The sequence below is a fragment of the Streptomyces mabaensis genome (assembly GCF_053763515.1).
The window spans coordinates 162,809-183,669 of the sequence record NZ_JBSOPZ010000007.1; the positions used below are offsets into that span (position 1 = coordinate 162,809).

The window sequence follows — 20,861 nt, forward strand, 5'->3', positions numbered from 1 at the left end:
GGCATGCGCTGAGTATATTGGCTGGGAGCCAGTCAACGCAGGAGTTAAGCATGTCCCCGCGCAGCGCCTCGGTCAATGAAGAATTGCGCAGGCGTTCCCGGGAACGGCTGCTGCAGGCGACGCTGGACCTGGTCGGTGAGCGCGGGTACGAGGCGACGACCCTGGCGGACATCGCCGACCGGGCGGGTGCGGCCCGCGGACTGGTGTCGTACTACTTTCCCGGGAAGCGTCAGCTTCTGCAGTCCGCGGTGCACCGGCTGATGCACCGCACGCTGGAGGCGGCCCTGGAACGGGAGCCGCGCACCGAGGACGGGCGCGAGCGGCTGGCCCGGGCCATCGACGCGATTCTGGGTCTGGCGCGGGACCATCCGGTGCTGATGCGGACGCACATGGCGGGCATTCTGCAGGCGGAGGGCTTCGTCCAGTGCCCCGAGCAGCAGCGGCTCGCGGAGCTGCTGCGCGACACCGTCGCCCGGTACGGATCGGCGGATGTGGACTCCGACTATCCGCTGCTCCGGGCGCTGCTGATGGGCGCGGTCGTGGCCGTACTGCTGCCGGGCGCGCCGATGCCGCTGCCGCGCCTGCGGCAGGAGCTGTTCCAGCGGTACGGCCTGGACTGGGAGATGGGGGATGTCCGGTCGGCCGGGCCACCCCGGGGAGTTCCGCCGGGCGGGGAGCCGCCCGGCGGAACTGCTGATCAGCGGTAGTCGGGCTGGGTCTGCACGTTGAGCTCGCGCAGCCGGACCTTCTCGGCGCCGTCCGTGCTCCGGTCGTCGAGCTTCAGTACGTCGAAGCCCTTGGCGATGTCGTTCGAGTAGATGTAGCCGTTGTAGTAGTAGGCGGACCAGGAACCCCCGACGGTCAGGGCGCCCGTGGTGATCGGACCGCGCTCGAAGTAGCCGATCTCCTTCGGTGCGGCCGAGTCGGTGAAGTCCCACACGGAGACGCCGCCCTGGTACCAGGCCTGGACCATGATGTCGCGGCCCTTGACCGGGATCAGCGAGCCGTTGTGGGCGACGCAGTTCTCGGTGTCGGCCTGGTGCCGGGGGATCTTGAAGTAGCTCTTGAAGACCAGCTTGCGCTTGTCGCCCTTGCCGGTGAGGTCGTAGATGCCGTTGGCACCGCGGTTGGGGCCGGTCGCCGCGTTGCAGGTGGCGCCGCTGCCGCCGCCCAGCTCGTCGGTGAAGACGACCTTGTTGGCGCGCTCGTTGAAGGACGCCGAGTGCCAGAACGCGAAGTTCACGTTGTCCTGGACGCGGTCGATGACCTTCGGGTTCTCCGGGTCCTCGATGTCGAAGAGGATGCCGTCACCCATGCAGGCGCCGGCGGCCAGGTCCTTCGACGGCAGCACCGTGATGTCGTGGCAGCCGGTGGTCTTGGAGACGCCCGGGTTGGTGGGACCGCCCGGGTTGCCGCCACCGTCCGGACCCTCGCCCGGGAAGAGCACCGGGAAGCCCACGACCGCGGCCTTCTCGGGGGCCTTGCGCGGCACCTTGATGACGGAGATCCCGTCGTGCGGCGGCTGGCAGTCGGGGAAGGCCGCGTTGGGCGAGTACGACGAGACGTACACGTAGACGTTGCGGCGCTCGGGCACCAGGGTGTGCGTGTGCGAGCCGCAGGCGGTCTCGACAGCGGCGACGTACTGCGGGTTCTCCTTGTCGCTGATGTCGAAGATCTTCATGCCCTCCCACGACGACTTCTCGGTCGCCGGCTGCGAGGTGCTGGCGCAGGAGTTGTCGCTGCGTGAGGAGTCGGTGGACAGGAAGAGCAGGTCCCCGGAGACGGAGACGTCGTTCTGCGCTCCGGGGCACAGCACCTGGCTGACCAGCTTCGGGGCCTTCGGCCTGCTGATGTCGAAGATCGCGAAGCCGTCGTAGTTGCCCGCGAAGGCGTACTTGCCCTGGAACGCCAGGTCGGTGTTGAGGCCCTTGAGGGCGTCCTTGGGGATGTTGGCGACGTGCTTGATGTTGTCGCTGTGGACGATCTCGTCCACGCCGGGTATCTCGCCGTTCTCGACGGCGGACCGGGTGTCGGCCGCCACTCCCCTGGAGACCTGTCCCTGGGTCGGGGCGTCTCCGGGGTCGGGTGTGGCAGCAGCGGGGCCGGCCGCCAGAAGTGTGGCGAGCAGCCCGGCCGCGGCTGCGGCCACGCTCAGGTGTCTGCGCCGCACGCGGGTGTTGTGCAACGAGGTCACTGGGTCCTCCCTTGTATCCGTTCGAAGTTGAACGGTTCATGGACCACGGCAGTATCGTCCTTTGCATGCACATTCCAACAGATGGCAACGAAGTTGTATTGGGGGAAACTGTGTTGATCCGTCGTCAGAACAGTTCGCGTGCCCGCCTGTCCGCCGTCGCCCTGTCGGTCGTGGTGGCGGTACTCACCCTCGGCGCCTGCGAGTCGGGCGAAGGCGGCGGGACGGCGGAGAAGGGCGCGGCGCCGGGGCCCTCGGTGGTCGCGCCTGGCCGGCCCGGCGAGCCGGCCAGGACGCTGTCCGCGGCCGAGGCGGCGGCCGAGCGTCCGGACGACAGCCCCAACGGGGCTGATTTCACCTACGCACAGATGATGATCGTGCACCACACCCAAGCGCTGACCATGACCGAACTGGCCCGTAAGCAGGCTGGTTCCGACCAGGTGAAGCGACTCGCCGACCGGATAGCCGCCGCACAGAAGCCGGAGATCGGCGCGATGCAGGGGTGGCTGGACAGCCATGGCGGACCGAAGCAGCATGACGGCCATCAGCACGGCACGATGCCGGGGATGGCCACCGAGCAGCAGCTCGCCGAACTGCGCAGTGCCAGGGGCAAGGCCTTCGACGCCCTCTTCCTGAAGCTGATGATCACTCACCACGACGGTGCGGTCACCATGGCCACCGACGCGCTCACCGACGGGAACAACGTCGCGGTGGAGGAGATGGCGACCGACGTCATCGCCCAGCAGACCGCCGAGATCAGCCGGATGCGGGCCATGAGCACGAAGTCGTGACCGACCGGGACCGCGAGGTCGTGACACACCGGGCCGGCCGGGCCGTGGCCCGGCGGCGGGTCCCGGTGTCATCCTGATAGCACCCAGCGGGAAGGGAGCCCCGCCGTGCTTCGTGTCGCCGTTGTCGGTTCAGGCCCGAGTGGGGTCTACGCCGCCCAGTCGCTTGTCCAGCAGAACGAGGTGCCGGGTGTGCGCGTCGATGTGCTGGACCGGCTCCCGTGCCCGTACGGGCTGGTCCGCTACGGCGTCGCACCCGACCACGAAAAGATCAAATCGCTGCAGGGCGCGCTGCGGACCGTCCTGGAGCACGAGCAGATCTGCTTCGTCGGCAATGTCGAGGTCGGTGGCCCGCAGCTGCCCTCCGAGCGCCTGCTGGAGCTCTACCACGCGGTGGTGTACTGCGTCGGCGCCGCCCAGGACCGCCGGCTCGGTGTACCGGGAGAGGATCTGGCCGGCAGCCATTCGGCCACCGAGTTCGTCGCCTGGTACAGCGCACACCCGGACACCGCCGCACACGAGTTCGCACTGGGGGCCCGCTCCGCGGTGGTCGTCGGCGCGGGCAATGTGGCGGTGGACGTGACCCGCATCCTCGCCCGCGGCGCGGACGAGCTGGTGCCGACCGACATGCCGCAGTCGGCGCTCGGGGCGCTGGCGCTGAGCCAGGTGCGCGACGTGTACATGGTGGCCAGGCGGGGCCCTTCACAGGGCAAGTTCACCACCAAGGAACTGCGCGAACTGGGCTCGCTGCCGGACGCGGAGGTGCTCGTCGACGCGGCGGAGCTGGCTCTCGACCCGGCCTTCCAGGACCCCTCAGGGCTGCCCGCCGTGAACCGGCGCAACGTCGAGGCGCTCCGGGCCTGGGCCGTACAGCCGCCACGGGGCGCGGCCCGCCGGATCCACCTGCGGTTCTTCCTGCGTCCCGTGGAACTGCTCGGCGCGGCGGGCCGGGTCACCGCGGCGCGGTTCGAACACACGCTGCCGGACGGGCACGGCGGGGTGACCGGCACGGGCACGTTCGAGGAGATCGAGACGCAGCTGGTACTGCGGTCGGTCGGCTATCGGGGAGTGCCGATGCCCGGGCTGCCGTTCGATCCGGCGCGCGGCACGGTGCCGAACACGGCGGGGCGGGTACTGCGCGACGGCGTACCGTCCCCCGGGGAGTACGTCGCCGGCTGGATCAAACGCGGGCCCACCGGCGTGATCGGCACCAACCGGCCGTGCGCGAAGGAGACGGTGACCTCGCTGCTGGCGGACGCCGCCCTGCTCGGGCAGCGCGAGATCGTCGCCGAACCCGTCGATGTACTGCGGGCATCAGGGCTGCACCCGGTCGAGTGGCCGGGCTGGCTGGCGATCGAGGACGCGGAAGCGGCCCTCGGGCAGTCGCTCGGCCGGCGGTCGGTGAAGATCGCGGACTGGCCGGGGCTGCTCGCCGCCGCCGGGATTCCGGTGGAGCGCGACGTCAGCCGGCGGTGACCGCGGCGGCGCCCTTCCCGGGCCGGTCCTGCCGGGTTCCGAGCCGGCCCTCCTGGCCGGCGGCCGCGGCGAGCACGCTGTCGAGCAGGCCGGGGAACAGCGCGTCCAGGTCCGCCCGGCGCAGCCCGTTCATCTTGGCCGTCCCCCGGTAGGTCTGCCGGATCACGCCGCTCTCCCGCAGCACCCGGAAGTGGTGGGTGGTCGTCGACTTGGTGACGGGCAGGTCGAAGTACGAACACGACAGCTCGTCCTGCGCGGTGGCGAGATCCCGGACCACGATCAGCCGCATCGGGTCGGAGAGCGCGTGCAGCACGCCCTCGAGGCGGATGTCGTCGCGCCCGGGGTGAGCCAGCTCGCGGCTGCTCGATGCGCTGGTCACGGTGATCCTTCTTCCGTTGTCGTCCTCGCCGCTCCGGGAGGCCATTGTACGAAATCCATCGTAGTTTGACACGCGCGGCGCCAGGTTCCCGCCTACGGACGGAGCATCCCGCCCCCCCGCACAGCCGGACCGTACGCGTACCCGGGGCCCGCCCCCACCCCGATGGCACTCCCTCGGTGGCCTCCTCGCCGGAGCCGGAGCAGTGTGGCAGGGGGACACCAGGAGGTACGACGATGACCCCGTTCACCGACCGGGCGCGCACCCGCATCAACCGGGCTGGCCTGACCCACAAGATCCGCTATGCGGTCCGGCATCCCGACCGGATCGTGCCCCATCTGGGCCGGCTGGGCCGTGACTGGAGGCTGCGGCTGACCGTGCGCGACCACGTGGCGTACTACCGGGCCGTGATGAAGGCGGACGCCGGCAAGAGCCCCTCGGCCGCCGTCGGCAGCGCGTCCCATCAGCGGTGGCTCGCGCTCGGCGAGATGCAGTTCGACTACCTGATCCGGCACGGACTCACCCCGGCCGACCGGATGCTGGAAATCGGGTGCGGCAATCTGCGGGCCGGCTGGCGCTTCATCGACTATCTCGACACCGGCCACTACCACGGCATCGACATCTCACCCGAGATCCTCATCGCGGCGGGCGACACCCTGGCCGAGCGCGGGCTCCAGGCCAAGCTGCCCCATCTCGGTCTGGTCCGCGACCTGCGCCTGTCCTCCCTGCCGGCCGGGTACTTCACGGTGGTGCACGCGCACAGCGTGTTCTCCCACTCCCCGATCGAGGTCATCGACGAGTGTCTGGCCCACATAGCGCGCGTCATGGCCCCGAACGCCTTCTTCGACTTCACCTTCAACCGCACCGAGGGCAAGCAGCACCACGTGCTGCGCGAGGACTTCTACTACCGCACCGAGACGCTCGTCGAGCTCGCCAAGACACACGGACTCAGGGCCCGCCTGATGGAAGACTGGGAGCAGCTCCCCCACAAGCAGTCCAAGATCCGCGTCACCGTCTGACGGCGAGAGCCGGTCTCACGAGCGCAAGTCGGACCCCCTGCGTCGCGGGTCCACCGCGAACTGCGAGCAGTCCGGATTCCGGCACGGACCCCGGCCCCAGGCGGGGACCCACACCCCGAGGGACTTGTGCCGATAGATCGTCTTGGCTACGGGTTGCTTGCACGTCGGACAAACGTGTCCGGCCCGTGGCTCGGTCTCACGCTCTTTGGTGCCCATTTCTCCACGGTATGCCCGTACCGGGGAATCGGACAGTGAAGGCGGGGACTCATCCGGCGCGGGCCCGGACCGCGCGGGGGGCCGCCGCAGGCTCAGTACGACGGAGACCGTAAGGACGACGACGATGACCGCCAGGCTGACCGGCGACGGGATCTCCGGGATGCCGGTGCTGATCAGCTTGTGGGAGGCCTGCAGGATCAGCTTCACGGCGATGAAGGAGAGGATGATCGCGAGGCCCTTGCTCAGGTAGTGGAACCGGTCCAGCATGCCCGAGAGCAGGAAGTACAGCGCCCGCAGACCGAGAATGGCGAACGCGTTGCTGGTGTAGACGATGAAGGCATCGTCGCTGACCGCGAGAACGGCGGGCACGCTGTCGACAGCGAAGATCAGGTCGGCCGCCTCGATCGCGGCGACCACCGCGAGGAGCGGGGTGGCCACGAGCCTGCCGGCCTCCTTGACGAAGAACTTCGTCCCCGCGTACTCGTCCCGCACCGGGATGATCTTGCGCAGCAGCCGCACCGCGAAGGTCTTCCCCGGGTCGTAGCTCTCGTCCTCCTCCTTGATGATCTTGTAGGTGCTGTAGAACAGGACCGCCGCGAAGCCGAACAGGACCGCGGTGAAGCGGTTGACCACCGCGACGCCCAGGGCAAGGAACACCCCGCGGAACACCAGCGCGCCGATGACCCCGAAGAACAGCACGCGGTGCTGGTACGCGCGGGGCACCTTGAAGTACGCGAAGATCAGCGCGAAGACGAACAGGTTGTCGACCGACAGGCTCTTCTCCAGCAGCCACGCGGTGGTGTACTCGGTCCCCGCCGTCACGCCGAGGACGAGGAAGACCACCACGCCGAACACCAGCGCGAGGCCCACCCACAGGGCGCTCCACGCGGTGGCCTCCTTGAAGCCGATGACATGCGCGCTCCGGTGGGCCACCAGATCCACCGCCAGCGACACGATGACGGTCGCGGCGAACGCCCCCCACAACCAGAACGGGACATCGAGCACCTGGACAGACCTCACATGAGCCGCGGAGGCGAATGGATCCCTATAAAGGGAGTCTGCCCCACTGTGCCCCCAACGCGCCTGCCGAGGCTGCTGATTGCCTCGTTCCGGTTACTCGCGAGGACGGCGCGGTTCAACTAGGGTGAGCGCTTCGATCGGGCCCCCACCTGCGGATCCCCCTGAACAACCCCGGATTCGCTTACCGATCGAAGGACGTCCCGTCAATCCGGGACGCAAATCAAGTGCAGGGCGACGTGGTGTCGGCAACACCGCCAGACGTCGGCTCCGTACGAGCCGGCCTGCCCTCGTCCTGTCATCCGGGACTCGATGGCGGCGGTCTCCTCTCAATCACCTACCTCGCGAAGGCAAGGCAGAGATGGCACGACTCCCCCGACAATCCGCCCGACAGTCCTCCCGACAGTCCTCTCGGCGGCAGACGCATCCCGTCGACGAACTGCTCCCCCTCCCCAAGCTCACCCTCTACGGCTTCCAGCACATCCTCGCGTTCTACGCGGCCGCCGTGATCGTCCCGGTCCTGCTCGGGAACGCGCTGGGCCTCTCCCCCGAAGAGCTCGTCTACCTGATCAACGCCGACCTGCTGACCTGCGGTGTCGCCTCGATCATCCAGGCCCTCGGCATCTGGAAGATCGGCGCCAGGCTCCCGCTGGTCCAGGGCGTCACGTTCACCGCGGTCTCGCCCATGATCGCCATCGGCATCGGCGCGGGCGGCGGCACCGCCGGGCTGCTCGTCGTCTACGGTGCCGTGATCACGGCGGGCATCGCGACGTTCCTCTTCGCACCGTTCTTCAGCAAACTGGTGAAGTACTTCCCGCCCATCGTCATCGGCACGATCCTCACCATCATCGGCATCACGCTGATCCCGGTGGGCCTCCAGGACGCGGCCGGCGGTGCGCATCTGATCGGCGAGCCCGCGTACGGGGATCCGAAGAACCTCGCGTACGCCCTGGGTACCCTGCTCTTCATCCTGGCCGTGGTCCGGGTCGGCAAGCCGTTTCTCAGCAGTCTCGCCGTCCTGCTCGGGCTGGTCGCCGGTACCACGGTGGCCTGGATCCTCGGCGACGCTCACTTCGGCGCGGTCCGCGACGCCGACTGGTTCGGAGTCAGCACGCCGTTCCACTACGGCATGCCGAAGTTCGAACTGCTTCCGATCATCGCCATGACCGTCGTCATGCTCATCACCATGGTGGAGACCACCGGCGACGTGTACGCCATCGGGGAGATCACGCGCAAGAAGGTCGACAGCGACACCGTCGCCAGGGCCCTGCGCGCCGACGGAGTCGCCACCGTCCTCGGCGGCGTCTTCAACTCGTTCCCCTATGTGGCGTTCGCCGAGAACATCGGCCTGGTGCGGATGTCCAGAATCATGAGCCGGTACGTGGTGGTCGCGGCCGGCGTCCTGATGGTCGTGCTGGGGCTGCTGCCCAAGGCGGGCAGCCTGGTCGCCGCGATTCCGCACCCGGTGCTCGGCGGGGCGGCGATCTCGATGTTCGGCATGGTCGCCGCGGTCGGCATCCAGATCCTGGGCAAGGTCGATCTGCGCGCCGAGCGCAACGCGCTGATCCTGGCGGTCAGTCTGGGCGCCGCGCTGCTGCCCACCACGGTCGCGCCGTTCTTCGACCGGATGCCCGACGACCTACAGGCAGTCCTCGACAGCGGGATCACGCTGGGCGGCGTCACCGCCATCACGCTCAACCTGTTCTTCAACGTCTTCACCCGCCGCAAGGCGATGGAGATCGACTGGGACGACATCGAACAGGGCGGCCCGGCGGAGCCGTCCTTCGGCGCCGCCGCGCGCTGAGCCGCGCCACGCTCCGGATCGGCGTGGCGGGCCCGGGAACTGCCGGGAAGGGCGCCGGGAAAGGGCCAGGAAGGGCGTCCGGCCCTTCCGGGCCCGAAACCGGCTACCGCCTCGGATCAGCGGCCCACCGCGGGGAACGGCGGCGCCTCACCCGCCTCGCCGACCAGCTCCCAGAAGTGGTCGACCAGCCGGCGCAGATACGCGGAGCGCTCGGCCGCGACCTCCTTGAGCCGGGCGTCGTCGTTCCGGGCCACCAGGTGCCCCATGTAGCGCTCGGAGAACTCCGCGAACTCCGCGTGCATCGCGCGCAGCGCGTCGCCCACCCGGGTCTCGTTCACGGTGACGATCTCCGCCACGGGCGCGACATGTACCTTCCATCGCCCCTCGATCGCCGACCGCAGGTGCTCGGCCAGCTCATCGACCCGGCCCATGATTCCGATCAGCTTCCGCAGGGAGAGTCCGAGCGCCTCCACCAGAGCCCTGGTCTGCCAGGAGTCCCCGTCCCAGCGCTGTGCCGACTCCGCCGCCCGGTACTCGGCGGCGTCCATGCCGATCCGGTACGCCAGCCGCTCCACGCTCAGTTGCCGGGCCAGGCGGTGCTCGGCCAGCGTGCGTGGTTCGACCCCCATCAGGTCGACCGGCGAGCACCACAGGACATCGGCGAGCACGAAGAACTGCGGTTCCGACGGCACATGGGACCCCCGCTCCCATGCGTCGACCAGCTCGGGGCGGACCGGGGCACCGCACGCCGCCATCGCGTGCGCGACCTGAGCGGTGGTCATGCCTACCCGAGTCCGCGCGGAACTGGCCTCTGCGGGGGAGAACGGAGTGCTGTGCACGGGACGAGACACCTCGCTGAACATCCGGGAGCGGGCAGGTTAACAGATGTTCCGGTGGCGCCCAGGGCCAACTGCCCTTCGATCCGAAGGTTCCGGGGTCAGACCGCGCGGTGGTACTGGTCCGGCGCGTGCACCTGGCCGCCGAGTTCGCGCGCCGCGTGGCGGGCGAAGGAAGGGTTGCGCAGCAACTCCCGCCCGAGCAGTACGGCGTCCGCCTGGCCGTCGGCCAGAATCTTCTCGGCCTGCACCGGGTCGGTGATCAGACCGACCGCGGCGACGGGCAGCCCGGTCTCGGTGCGGACCCGCTCGGCGAACGGCACCTGGTAGCCGGGACCGGTGGGGATCCGCACGCGGGGCGCGAGCCCGCCCGTCGAGACGTCCAGCAAGTCCACTCCGTGGGCGAGCAGTTCGCGGGCGAAGCGGATGGTGTCGTCCGCCGTCCAGCCGCCCTCGTCGAGCCAGTCGGTGGCGGAGATGCGGAAGAACAGCGGCAGTTCCTCCGGCCACACCGCCCGTACGGCGTCGACGACTTCGAGCGCGAACCGGATCCGGTTCTCGAACGGGCCGCCGTACTCGTCGGTGCGGTGGTTGGAGTGCGGGGAGAGGAACTCGCCGATGAGATAGCCGTGCGCGCCATGGACCTCGGCGACCCGGAAGCCGGCCGCGAGGGCCCGCCGCGCGGCGTCCGCGAACTGTCCCACGATCTCCTTGATCCGACCGGTGGACAGCTCGGTGGGCACGGTGTGGCCGGCGTCGTACGCGACCGGGCTCGGCCCCACCGGCTCCCACCCCTCCGCGTCGTTGATGCCGAGCGGCCCACCGCCGAGCCACGGGCGGTCGGTGGACGCCTTCCGTCCGGCGTGCGCCAGCTGAATGCCCGGGACCGTTCCGTGCCGTTCGAGGAAGCCGGCGATCCGGCGCAGCGCCGCCACCTGCCGGTCGTTCCAGATGCCGAGGTCGGCCGGGCTGATCCGGCCCTCGGAGCTGACCGCCGTGGCCTCCAGCAGGATCAGGCCGGTGCCACCGGTCGCCCGGGCGGCGTAGTGGGCGAAGTGCCAGTCGTTCGCGACCCCGGCGTCCGGCCCGGACACCTCCGCGCTGTACTGGCACATGGGTGCCATCCAGAGGCGGTTGGGGACGGTCAGCGACCGCAGGGTGAAGGGCTCGAACAGGGCGCTCATGAATGCCTCCGCTACGGGGGATCGGTTCCTTAGTACGATACACGCCGTACTACGGCGTTCGTCAAATTACGATAACCCTCGTACTACTCACGAGACCGACTGCACGACAAGGGACGCGGGCATCCGGGCCCGCGCCCCTGGCGCTGTCACATCACACGACACGTCACGGCATAGCTTCCGCCGCCTCGATCAGGGCCGCGAGCTCCGCGGTGATCCCGGCCGCGAGGTCGTCCAGGTCCGGCACGGCCTCCCCGTCCGCGATCAGTCCGTAGTGGACCGTCCCCCGGTACGTCGAGACGGCCACCGCCAGCGACTGGCCGCGGGCCAGCGGCGCCAGCGGGTAGACCTCGCGCAGTGTGCTGCCTCCCAGCGACAGGTTGACGCCGGGCAGCGGCACGCTCGTGACCAGGATGTCGTAGAGCAGCCGGGCCGCCTGGGCGACGACCGGACCGCCCAGCCGGTGACCCAGCGACGGCACATGGTCGGCGAGCAGCGCCACCGCCCCGGCGCCCCGGGACGGGCCAGCGTCCTTGTTGCGGTCCATGGCCGCCCGTACGGTGGCCAGCCGGCTCAGCGGCTCGGGGTCGCCCACCGGCAGCCGGACCAGGTAGCCGGACAGCCGGTTGCCTGCCCCTGGCGCGCTGCCGGGCCTGCGGCGGGAGACCGGGATCAGTGCCCGCGGAGCCAGCGCCCGGCTGCTCTCGCCGCGGCCCTCCAGCCAGCGGCGCAGGGCGCCCGCCACGACGGCAATCAGGACGTCGTTCACGGTTCCGCCGCAGACCTTCCGTACCCGGTGCACGTCGTCGAGATCGAAGGCGACGGCGGCCATCCGGCGGGTGCCGCCGGCCGGGGCGGTCAGGGCGCCGGTGCCGCGCACCGGCCAGTTGGCCCGGGCGACGGCCGCGCCGATGTCGAGCGCCTGTCCGACGTCACCCACGACGCCACCCATGCGGTCGCGGATCATGCCCGGCAGCCGTCGCGGATCGAGCAGCGGGAGAGCGAATGCCGGAGCGGCGACGGCCGGCCGGGGCTGTGGCTGGGGCGGACGCGGCGCCCGCGGCCGTTCGGCCGGTGGCGCCCCGTCGAACAGCGCCGCCGCGAGGGCGAGCGCCCGCAGGCCGTCCGCGAGCGCGTGATGGAACTTGAAGAGCACGGCGAACGAGGTGGCGTCCGGCCCGGCGATGACATGGGCCTCCCATGGGGGCCGCGCCCGGTCCAGCGGACGCTGCATGAGCCGGCCGGCCACGGTGTGCGGGTCGGCGCCGGCCGCCTGTACGAGATGCACGTGGTGCTGCGGAGAGAAGCCCGGGTCGGGCTTCCACGCCGCGCCCCCCACCGGCAGCAGCACGTCCCGGATACGCCTGCGCAGCTGGGGCACCCCGGCCGACCGGGCTGCCAGCAGGTCCGCGGCCAGATCGGCGGCGGCCGGCGAGTGTGCGGTGAAGACACCCAGCGCACCGAGGTGCATCGGGTGTCCGTCGGACTCGATGTGCCAGAAGGCCAGGTCGAGCGGGGAAAGGAGATCGGTCGTCTCGGTCGTCGTCAACGAGGTGCCTCTCGCGTCGAGGGCAAGAAACTGCAGTCAAGCGCCCTTGGTCGATTACGGTCAAGTAAGTCCCGTATACGCACGGTTAACTATCGGTATCGATCACGCGGTTCTCGCGGTGCGGCGCGCTCCGCGAGACGTTGTCAGTGGGCGGGTGCAGACTGGCCCCAGTCTTCAGACAACGGCGTCCAGGAGGTCTCGGTCATGACCGACGTACTGCTCACCGTAGGCACCCGCAAGGGCCTCTTCACCGGCCGCAGGCGCGGCGGGGGACCGTGGGAATTCGACGGACCCCAGTTCAACGCCCAGGCCGTCTACTCGATCGCCATCGACAAGCGCGGGTCCGTGCCCCGGCTGCTGGTCGGAGGGGACAGCGCGCACTGGGGGCCGTCCGTGTTCCACTCGGACGACCTCGGAGCGACCTGGACCGAGCCGCAGAAGGCGGCGGTGAAGTTCCCCCAGGACACGGGAGCCTCCCTCGAGCGGGTCTGGCAGCTCCATCCGGCGGGCCCCGCCGCTCCGGACGTGGTCTACGCGGGCACCGAGCCGGCGGCCCTGTTCCGCTCGGAGGACGGCGGCGTCACCTTCGACATGGTCCGGCCGCTGTGGGAGCACCCGACCCGGTCGCAGTGGATGCCGGGCGGCGGCGGAGAGGCCGTGCACACGGTGATCACGGACCCGCGGGACGCCGATGCGGTGACGGTGGCGGTCTCCACCGCGGGCGTTTTCCGCTCCCGGGACGGCGGGGGGAGCTGGGCCCCGTCCAACAGCGGGGTCTCCGCGGTCTTCCTGCCAGACCCGAACCCGGAGTTCGGCCAGTGCGTGCACAAGATCGCGCAGGACGCCGGCGACCTGGACCGGCTGTACCTGCAGAATCACTGGGGCGTCTACCGCAGCGACGACGCGGGCGCCAAGTGGACCGACATCGGCGGCGGCCTCCCCTCGGACTTCGGCTTCGCGGTGGCCGCCCACCCCCACCGGGCGGACGTGGCCTACGTGTTCCCGATCAACGCCGACTCCGACCGGGTGCCCGCCGGACGCAGGTGCCGTGTGTACCGCACGAGCGACGCGGGAGGAAGCTGGGAGGCGTTGTCCGCCGGACTGCCCGACGGCGACCACTACGGCACGGTGCTGCGGGACGCCATGTGCACGGACGACGCCGACCCGGCGGGCGTGTACTTCGGCAACCGCAACGGCGAGGTGTACGCGAGCGCGGACGATGGGGACAGCTGGCAGCAGCTCGCCTCCCATCTGCCGGATGTGCTGTGCGTGAGGGCGGCCGTCATCGGTTGATACGGGTGACGCCCCCGTGCGGTGGCGGCACCAGTAGAGTGACGCCCCGTGGCAGCACGACCGTTGAACGAAATCGTCGAGCCGGGCTGGGCGCGTGCCCTCGCGCCGGTGGCTCAGCAGATCGCCGCGATGGGGGACTTCCTGCGCGCCGAGATCGCCGCGGGGCGTACCTACCTGCCGGCCGGTGCTCATGTGCTCCGGGCGTTCCAGCAGCCGTTCGACGAGGTGAGAGTCCTGATCGTTGGTCAGGACCCCTACCCCACCCCGGGGCACGCGGTCGGGCTCTCCTTCTCCGTCGCGCCCGAGGTGCGGCCGGTGCCGGGCAGCCTGGAGAACATCTTCCGGGAACTGCACACCGACCTCGGCCTGCCCCGGCCGTCCAGCGGTGATCTGACGCCATGGACCCGACAGGGGGTGCTGCTGCTCAACCGGGCCCTCACGACGGCCCCGCGCAAACCCGCGGCACACCGGGGCAAGGGCTGGGAGGAGGTCACCGAGCAGGCCATCCGGGCGCTCGCGGCGCGCGGCAAGCCGCTGGTGTCCGTGCTGTGGGGGCGCGACGCGCGCAATCTGCGGCCCCTGCTCGGCCGCCTGCCGGCCGTGGAGTCCGCCCACCCCTCCCCCATGTCGGCGGACCGGGGCTTCTTCGGCTCGCGTCCGTTCAGCAGGGCCAACGAGCTGCTGATCCAGCAGGGCGGGCAGCCGGTGGACTGGCGACTGCCGTGAGCTGGGTCCTCGGGGTCGACTCCGGCGGCTCCGGGCTGCGGATCGCGCTGGGCCGCACGGACGCGGACGGGCCGGCGGAGGTGGTGACCGCGCCCGGCCCGGTGCGCACCGGGGCCGGCGGGATCGACGCCGGCCATCTGCTGGAGCTGCTCCTGCCCGCCGCGGCCGGTCTGCTGGAGCGGGCCGGCGCCGAGGAGCTCGACGCGGTCGCCGTGGGGGCCGCCGGTCTGGCCACGCTCGGCGACGACCTGCGCGCCGCGCTGCCCGCGGCGCTGGAGCGTTCCCTCGGCGTACGGCGCCTGGCGCTGGCCGCCGACGCCGTGACGGCGTACGTCGGCGCGCTCGGCCGGCGGCCCGGCGTGGTGGTCGCCGCCGGTACCGGAATGATCGCGCTGGGCACGGACCTGACCGGCTGGCGCCGGGCGGACGGCTGGGGACATCTGCTCGGCGACTGCGGGGGCGGGGCGTGGATCGGCCGCGCCGGTCTGGAAGCGGCGATGCGTGCCCACGACGGCCGGCGCGGCGGTTCGGCCGCCCTGCTGGCCCGTACGGAAGCGGTGTTCGGGCCCGCGCCCCGACTGCCGGGGCTGCTCTATCCGCGTACCGACCGGCCCGCCGTGCTCGCCTCGTTCGCGCCCGAGGTGGCGCGGTGCGCGGATACCGATCCGGTGGCGGCCGGCATCCTGCGCGAGGCCGCCCGCCAGATCGCCGAGACCGCCGCCGCGGCCTGCCCGACGTGCGGGGACTGCGAAGTCGCCCTCACCGGAGGTCTGTTCAGGATGGGCGACCCACTCCTCGTGCCGCTCCGGGCCGAGTTGGGGCGACTGCTGCCGCACGCCCGGCAGGTGCCGGCCGCGGGCGATCCGCTGGACGGAGCGGTGCGTATCGCGTCGGCGCTCGCGACCGGGGACCTGGGACTGCCGTGTGACGGGCGGCTGCTCTCCGTCTCGGCGGACCCGGGCAGTTGACCGCGTTTGTCATTCATTGGATAAATATGGACAGATGCCGCCCGGCCGCCCCCTCGCCGAACAGCCGAGCACACAAAACCAGTAGCATGCGACGCCATGAGCTCCCCCACTGGGCCCGCATCCGGCCTGCCTGTACGAATGCCGCGACCTCGCCAGCCCGGACGGCACCGCCGCCCGGAACCCGTGGTGGCTCCTGAGGGCGCGCCCGCTCTGGTCCTCGCCGTCCCCGGCACGCCGGGCACCGCCACGCGCTGCCTGGCGGAGGAAGCCATCAGCATCGCGCGCTCCGAGCTGCCCGGCCTCGACGCCCGTATCGGTTACCTGGAGGGCGACGACACCGAGTACCCCACGCTCCAGACCGTCCTCGCGCACGCCGCCGCCGAGCGCGCCGCCCGCGTCGAGCGGGCCCGCGCCGCCGGCCAGGAGGTGGCCGACCCCGAGGGTCCGGTGGGCGTCGTGGTGCCGCTGCTCGCCGGCCCGGACAACGCGCTGATGCGCCGTATACGCCAGGCGGTCATGGACAGCCAGGCCCCGGTCGAGCTGTCCGACGTGCTCGGTCCGCACCCGCTGCTCGCCGAGGCTCTGCACGTCCGCCTCTCCGAGGCCGGTCTGGCCCGCGCCGACCGTGCCCGGCTGTTCACCGTCGCGACGGCGGCCGACGGCATCATCCTGGCCACGGTGGGCGGCGAGGAGGCCGTCCAGGCGGCCGGGATCACCGGGATGCTGCTGGCCGCGCGCCTGGCCGTGCCGGTCATGGCCGCGGCGCTGGACCAGGAGGGCTCGGTGGCGGCGATCGCCGATCAGCTGCGGGGCTCCGGTTCGGTGCAGCTCGCGCTCGCGCCGTATGTGATCGGTCCCGAGGTGACGGAGGGGCTGCTCGACAGCGCCGTCAAGGAGGCGGACTGCGCCTCGGCGGACGTGCTGGGCGCCTACCCGGCGATCGGCAAGCTCGCGCTCGCGCAGTACACGACGGTCCTGGGCATCGCCCCGCAGCCGTCGGGCGGCGCGCCGGTCCGCTGACGCCCGGACAGGACCTGCGCGGCGGGCCCGCCGCGCAGGTCCGTCAGGCAAGGACGATGCAGGACGCCGCGGGCGCCTCGATCGAGCCCGCGCGCCGGGGGATGCCCGTCCGCTCCTCGATGTCGAACCAGGTGACGTCTCCGGAGCGCTCGTTGGCCGCGTACAGCCGGCGTCCGGCGGGGTCGAGGGCGAGGTCGCGCGGCCACCGGCCGCCGCAGTCCACGGTGGTGACCAGGACCGGCTTGTCCACCCTGCCGCCGCCGGCGCTGCCGTCGAGCGCGAGGACGGCGATCGAGTCGTGTCCGCGGACGGCGGCCCACAGGAACCGGCCGTCGTGCGACGCGACCAGCGCCGAGGGATAGGGCCTGCCCCGGGCCCCCTCCGCCCCCCTGGCCCCTCCGGGCAGCACCGGTGTCTCGCCCAGCGGCTCCAGGACGCCGGCCTCCGCGTCCCAGCGGCAAGCCGTCAGCGTCGGCGCCAGCTCGCCACGGACGTACGCGTGGCGCCCGTCGGGGTGGAAGGCCAGATGGCGCGGCCCGGTGCCCGGCCGCAGGGCGGTCTCGCCGTGCCGCCGCAGCACGCCGGTGTCCGGGTCGAGTACGCAGATCCGTACCGAGTCGGTGCCGAGGTCCACCCCGAGCACCCAGCGTCCGGAGGGGTCGGACACCACCTGGTGCGCGTGCGGTCCGCGCTGTCGCTCCGGGTCGGGGCCGGAGCCCTGGTGCGGCAGGACGGAGCCGGCCTCGCCGAGGCCGCCGTCCGGATGGACCGGCAGCACGGAGACGCTTCCCGAACCGTAGTTGGCGGTCAGCAGGTGCCGTCCGATCCGTACCAGGTGGGCGGGGGCGGAGCCTCCCACCGGTACGGGCGGACCGAGCGGGTCGGCCCGGTCCCCGGCCACGCGGAAGGCGGCGGCCGCACCGTCGGCGGTCTCACTCACCGCGTAGAGCACCGCCCCGCCGGGCGCGAGCGCCAGGAACGACGGGTCCGCCACGGCATCGGTCGCCGTGAGCGGGGTCAGCGCTCCCGTCCGCGGGTCGACGGCGGCGGTGATGACGCCCCGCCCGCCCGCCGAGGTGTACGACCCGATGAATGCCCGCGTGGCGTCCTCGCTGCTCACCGCACTGCCCCTCTCCGCCGGCTGATGGCCTCCGGATCATGTCCGTCGGGCCGACGGTAGCAGGCGGTCTAGACCAACTCCCCGCCCTGGGCACGCAGGTGTGCCTCGGGATGGTGGACGTACGCGGGATGCCGCTCGACCGTGTCGTACGTCCGGTGGAAGACGGGTGTCGCCGAGCCCGATATCGGCGGCACGATCCACGACCAGTCGGCGCTCGCCTCCCGGCCGGCCCGCCGCTCCCGGTCCAGATGGGTGAGGAAGCGCTCCGACTCGGTGTGGTGGTCGGTGACGGTGACTCCGGCCCGGTCGAAGGAGTGCAGCACCGCCCGGTTCAGCTCGACCAGGGCCCGGTCCTTCCACAGCGAGCGGTCACTGGAGGTGTCGAGCCCCAGGTGCTCGGCGATCCGCGGCAGCAGGTTGTAACGGTCGGTGTCGGCCAGATTGCGGGCGCCTATCTCGGTGCCCATGTACCAGCCGTTGAACGGCGCGGCCGGGTAGCAGATGCCGCCGATCTCCAGGCACATGTTCGCGATCGCCGGGACGGCGTGCCAGCGAAGCCCCCACTCGGCGCACCAGCGGTCCTCCGGGTGGTCGAGGTCCACCTCCAGTACGGCGTCGGGCGGGAGCTCGAACCAGCGTGGCTTGTCGTTGCTGCCCTGCACGATGAGCGGCAGTACGTCGAAGGGAGTGCCGGGGCCGCCCGGCCAGCCGAGCCGCTGCGCGGCCGCCGTGATCCCGGCGTTGCGCGGGTCGCCGACGACGCTGCCCGTGCCGGTGTCGTAGCCGGCGTAGCGGACCAGTTGCTCGTTCCAGATGTACGGAGCCGGGCGGCCGGGGGTGGCCGGCGCGAACACGGTGATCAGCGGTCTGATCCGGCCGCCGTTGGTGGCCTCGCGCAGATGCGCCGCGCACTCCCGGGCGATGTCCTCCGCGTCGGTGAGGTCCCGGCAGTCGCGTACCCGCAGCGAGTGCCAGTACAGCCGGCCTATGCAGCGGTTGCTGTTTCGCCAGGCCACCCGGGCGCCGTGCGCCAGCTCCCCGGGCGTGTGCCGGTACGTACCGGTGGCCGCGATCTCGGCGCGGATCGCGGCGAGCCTGCGGGCGGGGTCGCCCGCGCCGGGCTCCTCGCGGTGGTACAGCGTGATGAACTCCTCTGCGGCCCGGATCATGTCCTTCGGGCCGCGGCCGCCGGCGGCCTCCTCGGCGCGTGGCTGTCCATGGCCCGCCGGGCAGTGCGCCGGGACCGGTGGCGGTACCGGTGCCGGGATCTCCGAGAGTCTGGGCACCCGGCCGGCTCGGCGCAGGAACTTCCGCATCGCACACCCCCAAATTGAGCGGGCCTTTCGACGACGCGCTGCCCGCTCCCCCACGGCCCGCGGGAAACACCCCTGTGTTTCCGCCGGGTTACCCCGTGTGCGCGCCCACTGAACCTGTAGTTGCCGGATGAAAGTGCCTCATTCAAGCACCTGCTGTCCATGCCGCAGGTCAGGAGCTCACAGTCGCGAGCGGGGAGACGTCCTCAGAGGCTCGTCCAATTCGGCGAGCAGCCTCTCCAGCCCGTGCACATGGACCAGCGCGGGCGCGCCGGCGGGCGGAACGGCGCTCGGCACGGCAGCCCCCTCTCGTGCCCTCATCCAGTCACCGCTGGGGGCAGTCAGGGCTTCGACCGCGGCCTCGACACGCCAGCACGCGGCCGCGAGCCGAGCGTCGTGGCCGGCCTCCGGGTCCGAAGCCACGGAGACGAGCCCGCGCACTTCCTGGGCGCACTCGTCGAGCAGGGCAAGCACCCGGCGGGCGCGTGCCTTACGTGCACGGTACGGGCTGAGCGGGTGGACCAGAGGCGTCAAGGACAGCTTCACGCGTCCGAGCAGCACCTCCAGTTCGACAGCGTGGGGCGTCGGGTCCGCGCCGGCCACGCCCGCCAGGCGGGCGGCAGCCTCGGACGTGCACGCGTGAACGCACCGGAGGGCTCGCTGGATCCATTCATGGTTGGTGGCATGGGTGGTCACCGGCAGGACAATGATCACGGCGAGCCCGGCGCACACCGCACCCACGGCCGTCTCGGCCAGACGGAGTACGAGCAGATTCGCGTCCAGTACGCCCAGCAGGCCGTAGAGCAGGCCCGCCATCACGGTCACCGCCAGCATCATCCAGCTGTACGACACGGCGGCGGTGTAGAAGATGCCGAAGACGCAGAGGGCGACCAGTACGGCTGTCGGCACCGTCGCCCCCTGAAGTGGCACGGCGACCAGCAGGCCCACGACGATCCCGATGACCGTCCCAAGTACCCGCCGGAAGCCTCTGACCAGGGTTTCGCCTCGCGATGTCGTGTTGACGAAGATCCACCAGGCGGTGCCGACGGCCCAGTACCAGCGGTCGTGCGAGATGAACTGACCGACGGCGAGCGCAACCGCGCACGCGGCAGCGGCCTGGAACGCCTGCCGGGTGGTGGGCCGGGCCAGTCCCGTCCCGGGCAGCCCCGCCGGCGCGGCAGGGGGAGGCGTGTGGCGCTCGATGGGCCACAGTACGAAGCGCACCAGGCCGGCAGCGGCCAGAGCGAGGCCGACGGCTCCGTACAACTCCGGCAGTTGTCCCGGCACGGCGTGCAGGAACTGCGTGACGAAGAAGTTCATGAACGCGAAGATCCCGAGCGCGTGTCCGCGCGGACCCCAGCGGCGTGCGTAGACCCCGCAGAAGACGACGGCGATGAAGGCCGCGTCACGGGCGAGGTTGAGGCCGTGGAGGGTGGTCGCGAGGGCAAGAACCGGGAATCCGGCCATCGGCAGCAGGGCAGTGGTCACGCGCTGGGCGCGCACGCCCCCGTCCGTGACGGTGAAGAGGGCGAGCAGGGCCGCCAGGCCGCCCGTGATCGAGGCGGTGAGCGAGAGTCCGCACAGCTCGGCCACCGCAACGGCGAGCCCGACGCCGATGACGGCGCGCAGCGAGTTCCTGAGCCTCAGGTACCCCGGATCAGGAGCCACGAGCATCCTCTTCACGGCGGTGTGCCGCCCCCCTCGCAGTGGTGCGTGCGCCGGCCGCTCACCGCCCCGGGTGGGGGACGGGATTTGCAGGCACGGCGAAGGCGCCGCCGTCCGGATCCGGCTTCGTTGCCGTCCGGCGCTGCGCGGCGCCGTTTGTACATGGATACAGCCAGGGAAGCATCAAGTGACACTGTGGTTCAACTCGGCGCCTCATAGGTGAGCCATTGGTCCAGCAATAACGGCTATGGATCAACCAGGACGATGCCAACGGACCATCAGCACGACGTCGCCGGGCTGCCT

Annotated in this window: 17 protein-coding genes and 1 pseudogene; 9 read left to right on the forward strand and 9 right to left on the reverse strand. The window is 71.3% G+C overall.

Annotation, left to right across the window (positions count from 1 at the left end; genetic code table 11):
- The first annotated feature begins 50 nt into the window (after positions 1-50).
- Positions 51-707 (forward strand): TetR/AcrR family transcriptional regulator, encoded by a 657-nt coding sequence (locus tag ACWV17_RS08600; protein ID WP_455359176.1) that lies wholly within the window; start codon positions 51-53, stop codon positions 705-707.
- On the opposite strand, the gene ACWV17_RS08605 is transcribed toward ACWV17_RS08600, so the two are convergent.
- On the reverse strand, positions 698-2,194 hold the full coding sequence (locus tag ACWV17_RS08605) for an LVIVD repeat-containing protein (protein ID WP_455359177.1): 1,497 nt from the start codon (positions 2,192-2,194) through the stop codon (positions 698-700). The two genes, ACWV17_RS08600 and ACWV17_RS08605, sit on opposite strands and share 10 nt — an antisense overlap.
- Positions 2,195-2,307: 113 nt before the next feature.
- On the opposite strand from ACWV17_RS08605, the gene ACWV17_RS08610 reads away from it, so the two are divergent.
- Both ACWV17_RS08610 and ACWV17_RS08615 read left to right on the forward strand, forming a co-directional pair.
- Positions 2,308-2,982: a DUF305 domain-containing protein gene (locus ACWV17_RS08610; RefSeq protein ID WP_455359178.1), complete on the forward strand. Its 675-nt coding sequence runs from the start codon at positions 2,308-2,310 to the stop codon at positions 2,980-2,982.
- 105 nt (positions 2,983-3,087) lie between these two features.
- A complete protein-coding gene (locus ACWV17_RS08615; protein ID WP_455359179.1) occupies positions 3,088-4,455 on the forward strand; it encodes an FAD-dependent oxidoreductase in 1,368 nt (455 codons plus the stop codon).
- Here ACWV17_RS08615 and ACWV17_RS08620 read toward each other — a convergent pair.
- Positions 4,442-4,834, reverse strand: a complete 393-nt coding sequence (locus tag ACWV17_RS08620) for an ArsR/SmtB family transcription factor (protein WP_455353972.1) — start codon at positions 4,832-4,834, stop codon at positions 4,442-4,444. The genes ACWV17_RS08615 and ACWV17_RS08620 overlap by 14 nt on opposite strands.
- 233 nt (positions 4,835-5,067) lie before the next feature.
- Here ACWV17_RS08620 and ACWV17_RS08625 point away from each other — a divergent pair, with 233 nt between their 5' ends.
- The gene (locus tag ACWV17_RS08625; protein ID WP_455359180.1) at positions 5,068-5,850 is read left to right on the forward strand and encodes a class I SAM-dependent methyltransferase; all 783 of its coding nucleotides are present in this window, start codon (positions 5,068-5,070) and stop codon (positions 5,848-5,850) included.
- A gap of 255 nt (positions 5,851-6,105) precedes the next feature.
- Here ACWV17_RS08625 and ACWV17_RS08630 read toward each other — a convergent pair.
- Positions 6,106-7,071 (reverse strand): annotated as a pseudogene (locus ACWV17_RS08630) (TerC family protein); the annotation flags it as partial.
- Between the two features lie 373 nt (positions 7,072-7,444).
- Between ACWV17_RS08630 and ACWV17_RS08635 the strand changes: the two are divergent.
- Complete coding sequence (locus ACWV17_RS08635; RefSeq protein ID WP_455359181.1) at positions 7,445-8,887, forward strand: nucleobase:cation symporter-2 family protein; 1,443 nt, start codon at positions 7,445-7,447, stop codon at positions 8,885-8,887.
- A 116-nt stretch (positions 8,888-9,003) separates the two neighbouring features.
- On the opposite strand, the gene ACWV17_RS08640 is transcribed toward ACWV17_RS08635, so the two are convergent.
- The 3 genes from ACWV17_RS08640 to ACWV17_RS08650 all read right to left on the reverse strand — a co-directional run bounded on the left by ACWV17_RS08640 (position 9,004) and on the right by ACWV17_RS08650 (position 12,453).
- On the reverse strand, positions 9,004-9,669 hold the full coding sequence (locus ACWV17_RS08640; RefSeq protein ID WP_455359182.1) for a transcriptional regulator: 666 nt from the start codon (positions 9,667-9,669) through the stop codon (positions 9,004-9,006).
- A gap of 155 nt (positions 9,670-9,824) precedes the next feature.
- Positions 9,825-10,907, reverse strand: a complete 1,083-nt coding sequence (locus ACWV17_RS08645) for an NADH:flavin oxidoreductase/NADH oxidase (RefSeq protein ID WP_455359183.1) — start codon at positions 10,905-10,907, stop codon at positions 9,825-9,827.
- A gap of 163 nt (positions 10,908-11,070) precedes the next feature.
- Positions 11,071-12,453, reverse strand: coding sequence for a wax ester/triacylglycerol synthase family O-acyltransferase (locus ACWV17_RS08650; protein WP_455359184.1), 1,383 nt, complete (start codon positions 12,451-12,453; stop codon positions 11,071-11,073).
- A gap of 204 nt (positions 12,454-12,657) precedes the next feature.
- On the opposite strand from ACWV17_RS08650, the gene ACWV17_RS08655 reads away from it, so the two are divergent.
- From ACWV17_RS08655 to ACWV17_RS08670, 4 genes are all read left to right on the forward strand, one after another.
- Positions 12,658-13,746, forward strand: a complete 1,089-nt coding sequence (locus ACWV17_RS08655; protein WP_455359185.1) for a WD40/YVTN/BNR-like repeat-containing protein — start codon at positions 12,658-12,660, stop codon at positions 13,744-13,746.
- A gap of 48 nt (positions 13,747-13,794) precedes the next feature.
- The gene (locus tag ACWV17_RS08660; RefSeq protein ID WP_455353979.1) at positions 13,795-14,472 is read left to right on the forward strand and encodes a uracil-DNA glycosylase; all 678 of its coding nucleotides are present in this window, start codon (positions 13,795-13,797) and stop codon (positions 14,470-14,472) included.
- Positions 14,469-15,440: an N-acetylglucosamine kinase gene (locus tag ACWV17_RS08665; protein WP_455359186.1), complete on the forward strand. Its 972-nt coding sequence runs from the start codon at positions 14,469-14,471 to the stop codon at positions 15,438-15,440. Before ACWV17_RS08660 ends, ACWV17_RS08665 begins: the two co-directional genes overlap by 4 nt.
- 96 nt (positions 15,441-15,536) lie before the next feature.
- A complete protein-coding gene (locus tag ACWV17_RS08670; RefSeq protein WP_455359187.1) occupies positions 15,537-16,460 on the forward strand; it encodes a sirohydrochlorin chelatase in 924 nt (307 codons plus the stop codon).
- A gap of 43 nt (positions 16,461-16,503) precedes the next feature.
- Here the strand turns inward: ACWV17_RS08670 and ACWV17_RS08675 are convergent, their stop codons facing one another.
- The 3 genes from ACWV17_RS08675 to ACWV17_RS08685 all read right to left on the reverse strand — a co-directional run bounded on the left by ACWV17_RS08675 (position 16,504) and on the right by ACWV17_RS08685 (position 20,567).
- Complete coding sequence (locus ACWV17_RS08675) at positions 16,504-17,580, reverse strand: lactonase family protein (RefSeq protein WP_455359188.1); 1,077 nt, start codon at positions 17,578-17,580, stop codon at positions 16,504-16,506.
- Positions 17,581-17,648: 68 nt separating this feature from the next.
- Complete coding sequence (locus ACWV17_RS08680) at positions 17,649-18,896, reverse strand: nitric oxide synthase oxygenase (RefSeq protein ID WP_455353983.1); 1,248 nt, start codon at positions 18,894-18,896, stop codon at positions 17,649-17,651.
- A 177-nt stretch (positions 18,897-19,073) separates the two neighbouring features.
- Positions 19,074-20,567: an FUSC family protein gene (locus ACWV17_RS08685; protein WP_455359216.1), complete on the reverse strand. Its 1,494-nt coding sequence runs from the start codon at positions 20,565-20,567 to the stop codon at positions 19,074-19,076.
- Positions 20,568-20,861 lie beyond the last annotated feature (294 nt).

Excerpts from the sequence above, each read along its gene's own strand:
- ACWV17_RS08600 (WP_455359176.1), top strand. The coding sequence starts at position 51 with ATGTCCCCGCGCAGCGCCTCGGTCAATGAAGAATTGCGCAGGCGTTCC.
- ACWV17_RS08625 (WP_455359180.1), top strand. The coding sequence starts at position 5,068 with ATGACCCCGTTCACCGACCGGGCGCGCACCCGCATCAACCGGGCTGGC.
- ACWV17_RS08635 (WP_455359181.1), top strand. The coding sequence starts at position 7,445 with ATGGCACGACTCCCCCGACAATCCGCCCGACAGTCCTCCCGACAGTCC.
- ACWV17_RS08640 (WP_455359182.1), bottom strand. The coding sequence starts at position 9,669 with ATGACCACCGCTCAGGTCGCGCACGCGATGGCGGCGTGCGGTGCCCCG.
- ACWV17_RS08645 (WP_455359183.1), bottom strand. The coding sequence starts at position 10,907 with ATGAGCGCCCTGTTCGAGCCCTTCACCCTGCGGTCGCTGACCGTCCCC.
- ACWV17_RS08655 (WP_455359185.1), top strand. The coding sequence starts at position 12,658 with ATGACCGACGTACTGCTCACCGTAGGCACCCGCAAGGGCCTCTTCACC.
- ACWV17_RS08670 (WP_455359187.1), top strand. The coding sequence starts at position 15,537 with ATGAGCTCCCCCACTGGGCCCGCATCCGGCCTGCCTGTACGAATGCCG.
- ACWV17_RS08680 (WP_455353983.1), bottom strand. The coding sequence starts at position 18,896 with ATGCGGAAGTTCCTGCGCCGAGCCGGCCGGGTGCCCAGACTCTCGGAG.
- ACWV17_RS08685 (WP_455359216.1), bottom strand. The coding sequence starts at position 20,567 with ATGCTCGTGGCTCCTGATCCGGGGTACCTGAGGCTCAGGAACTCGCTG.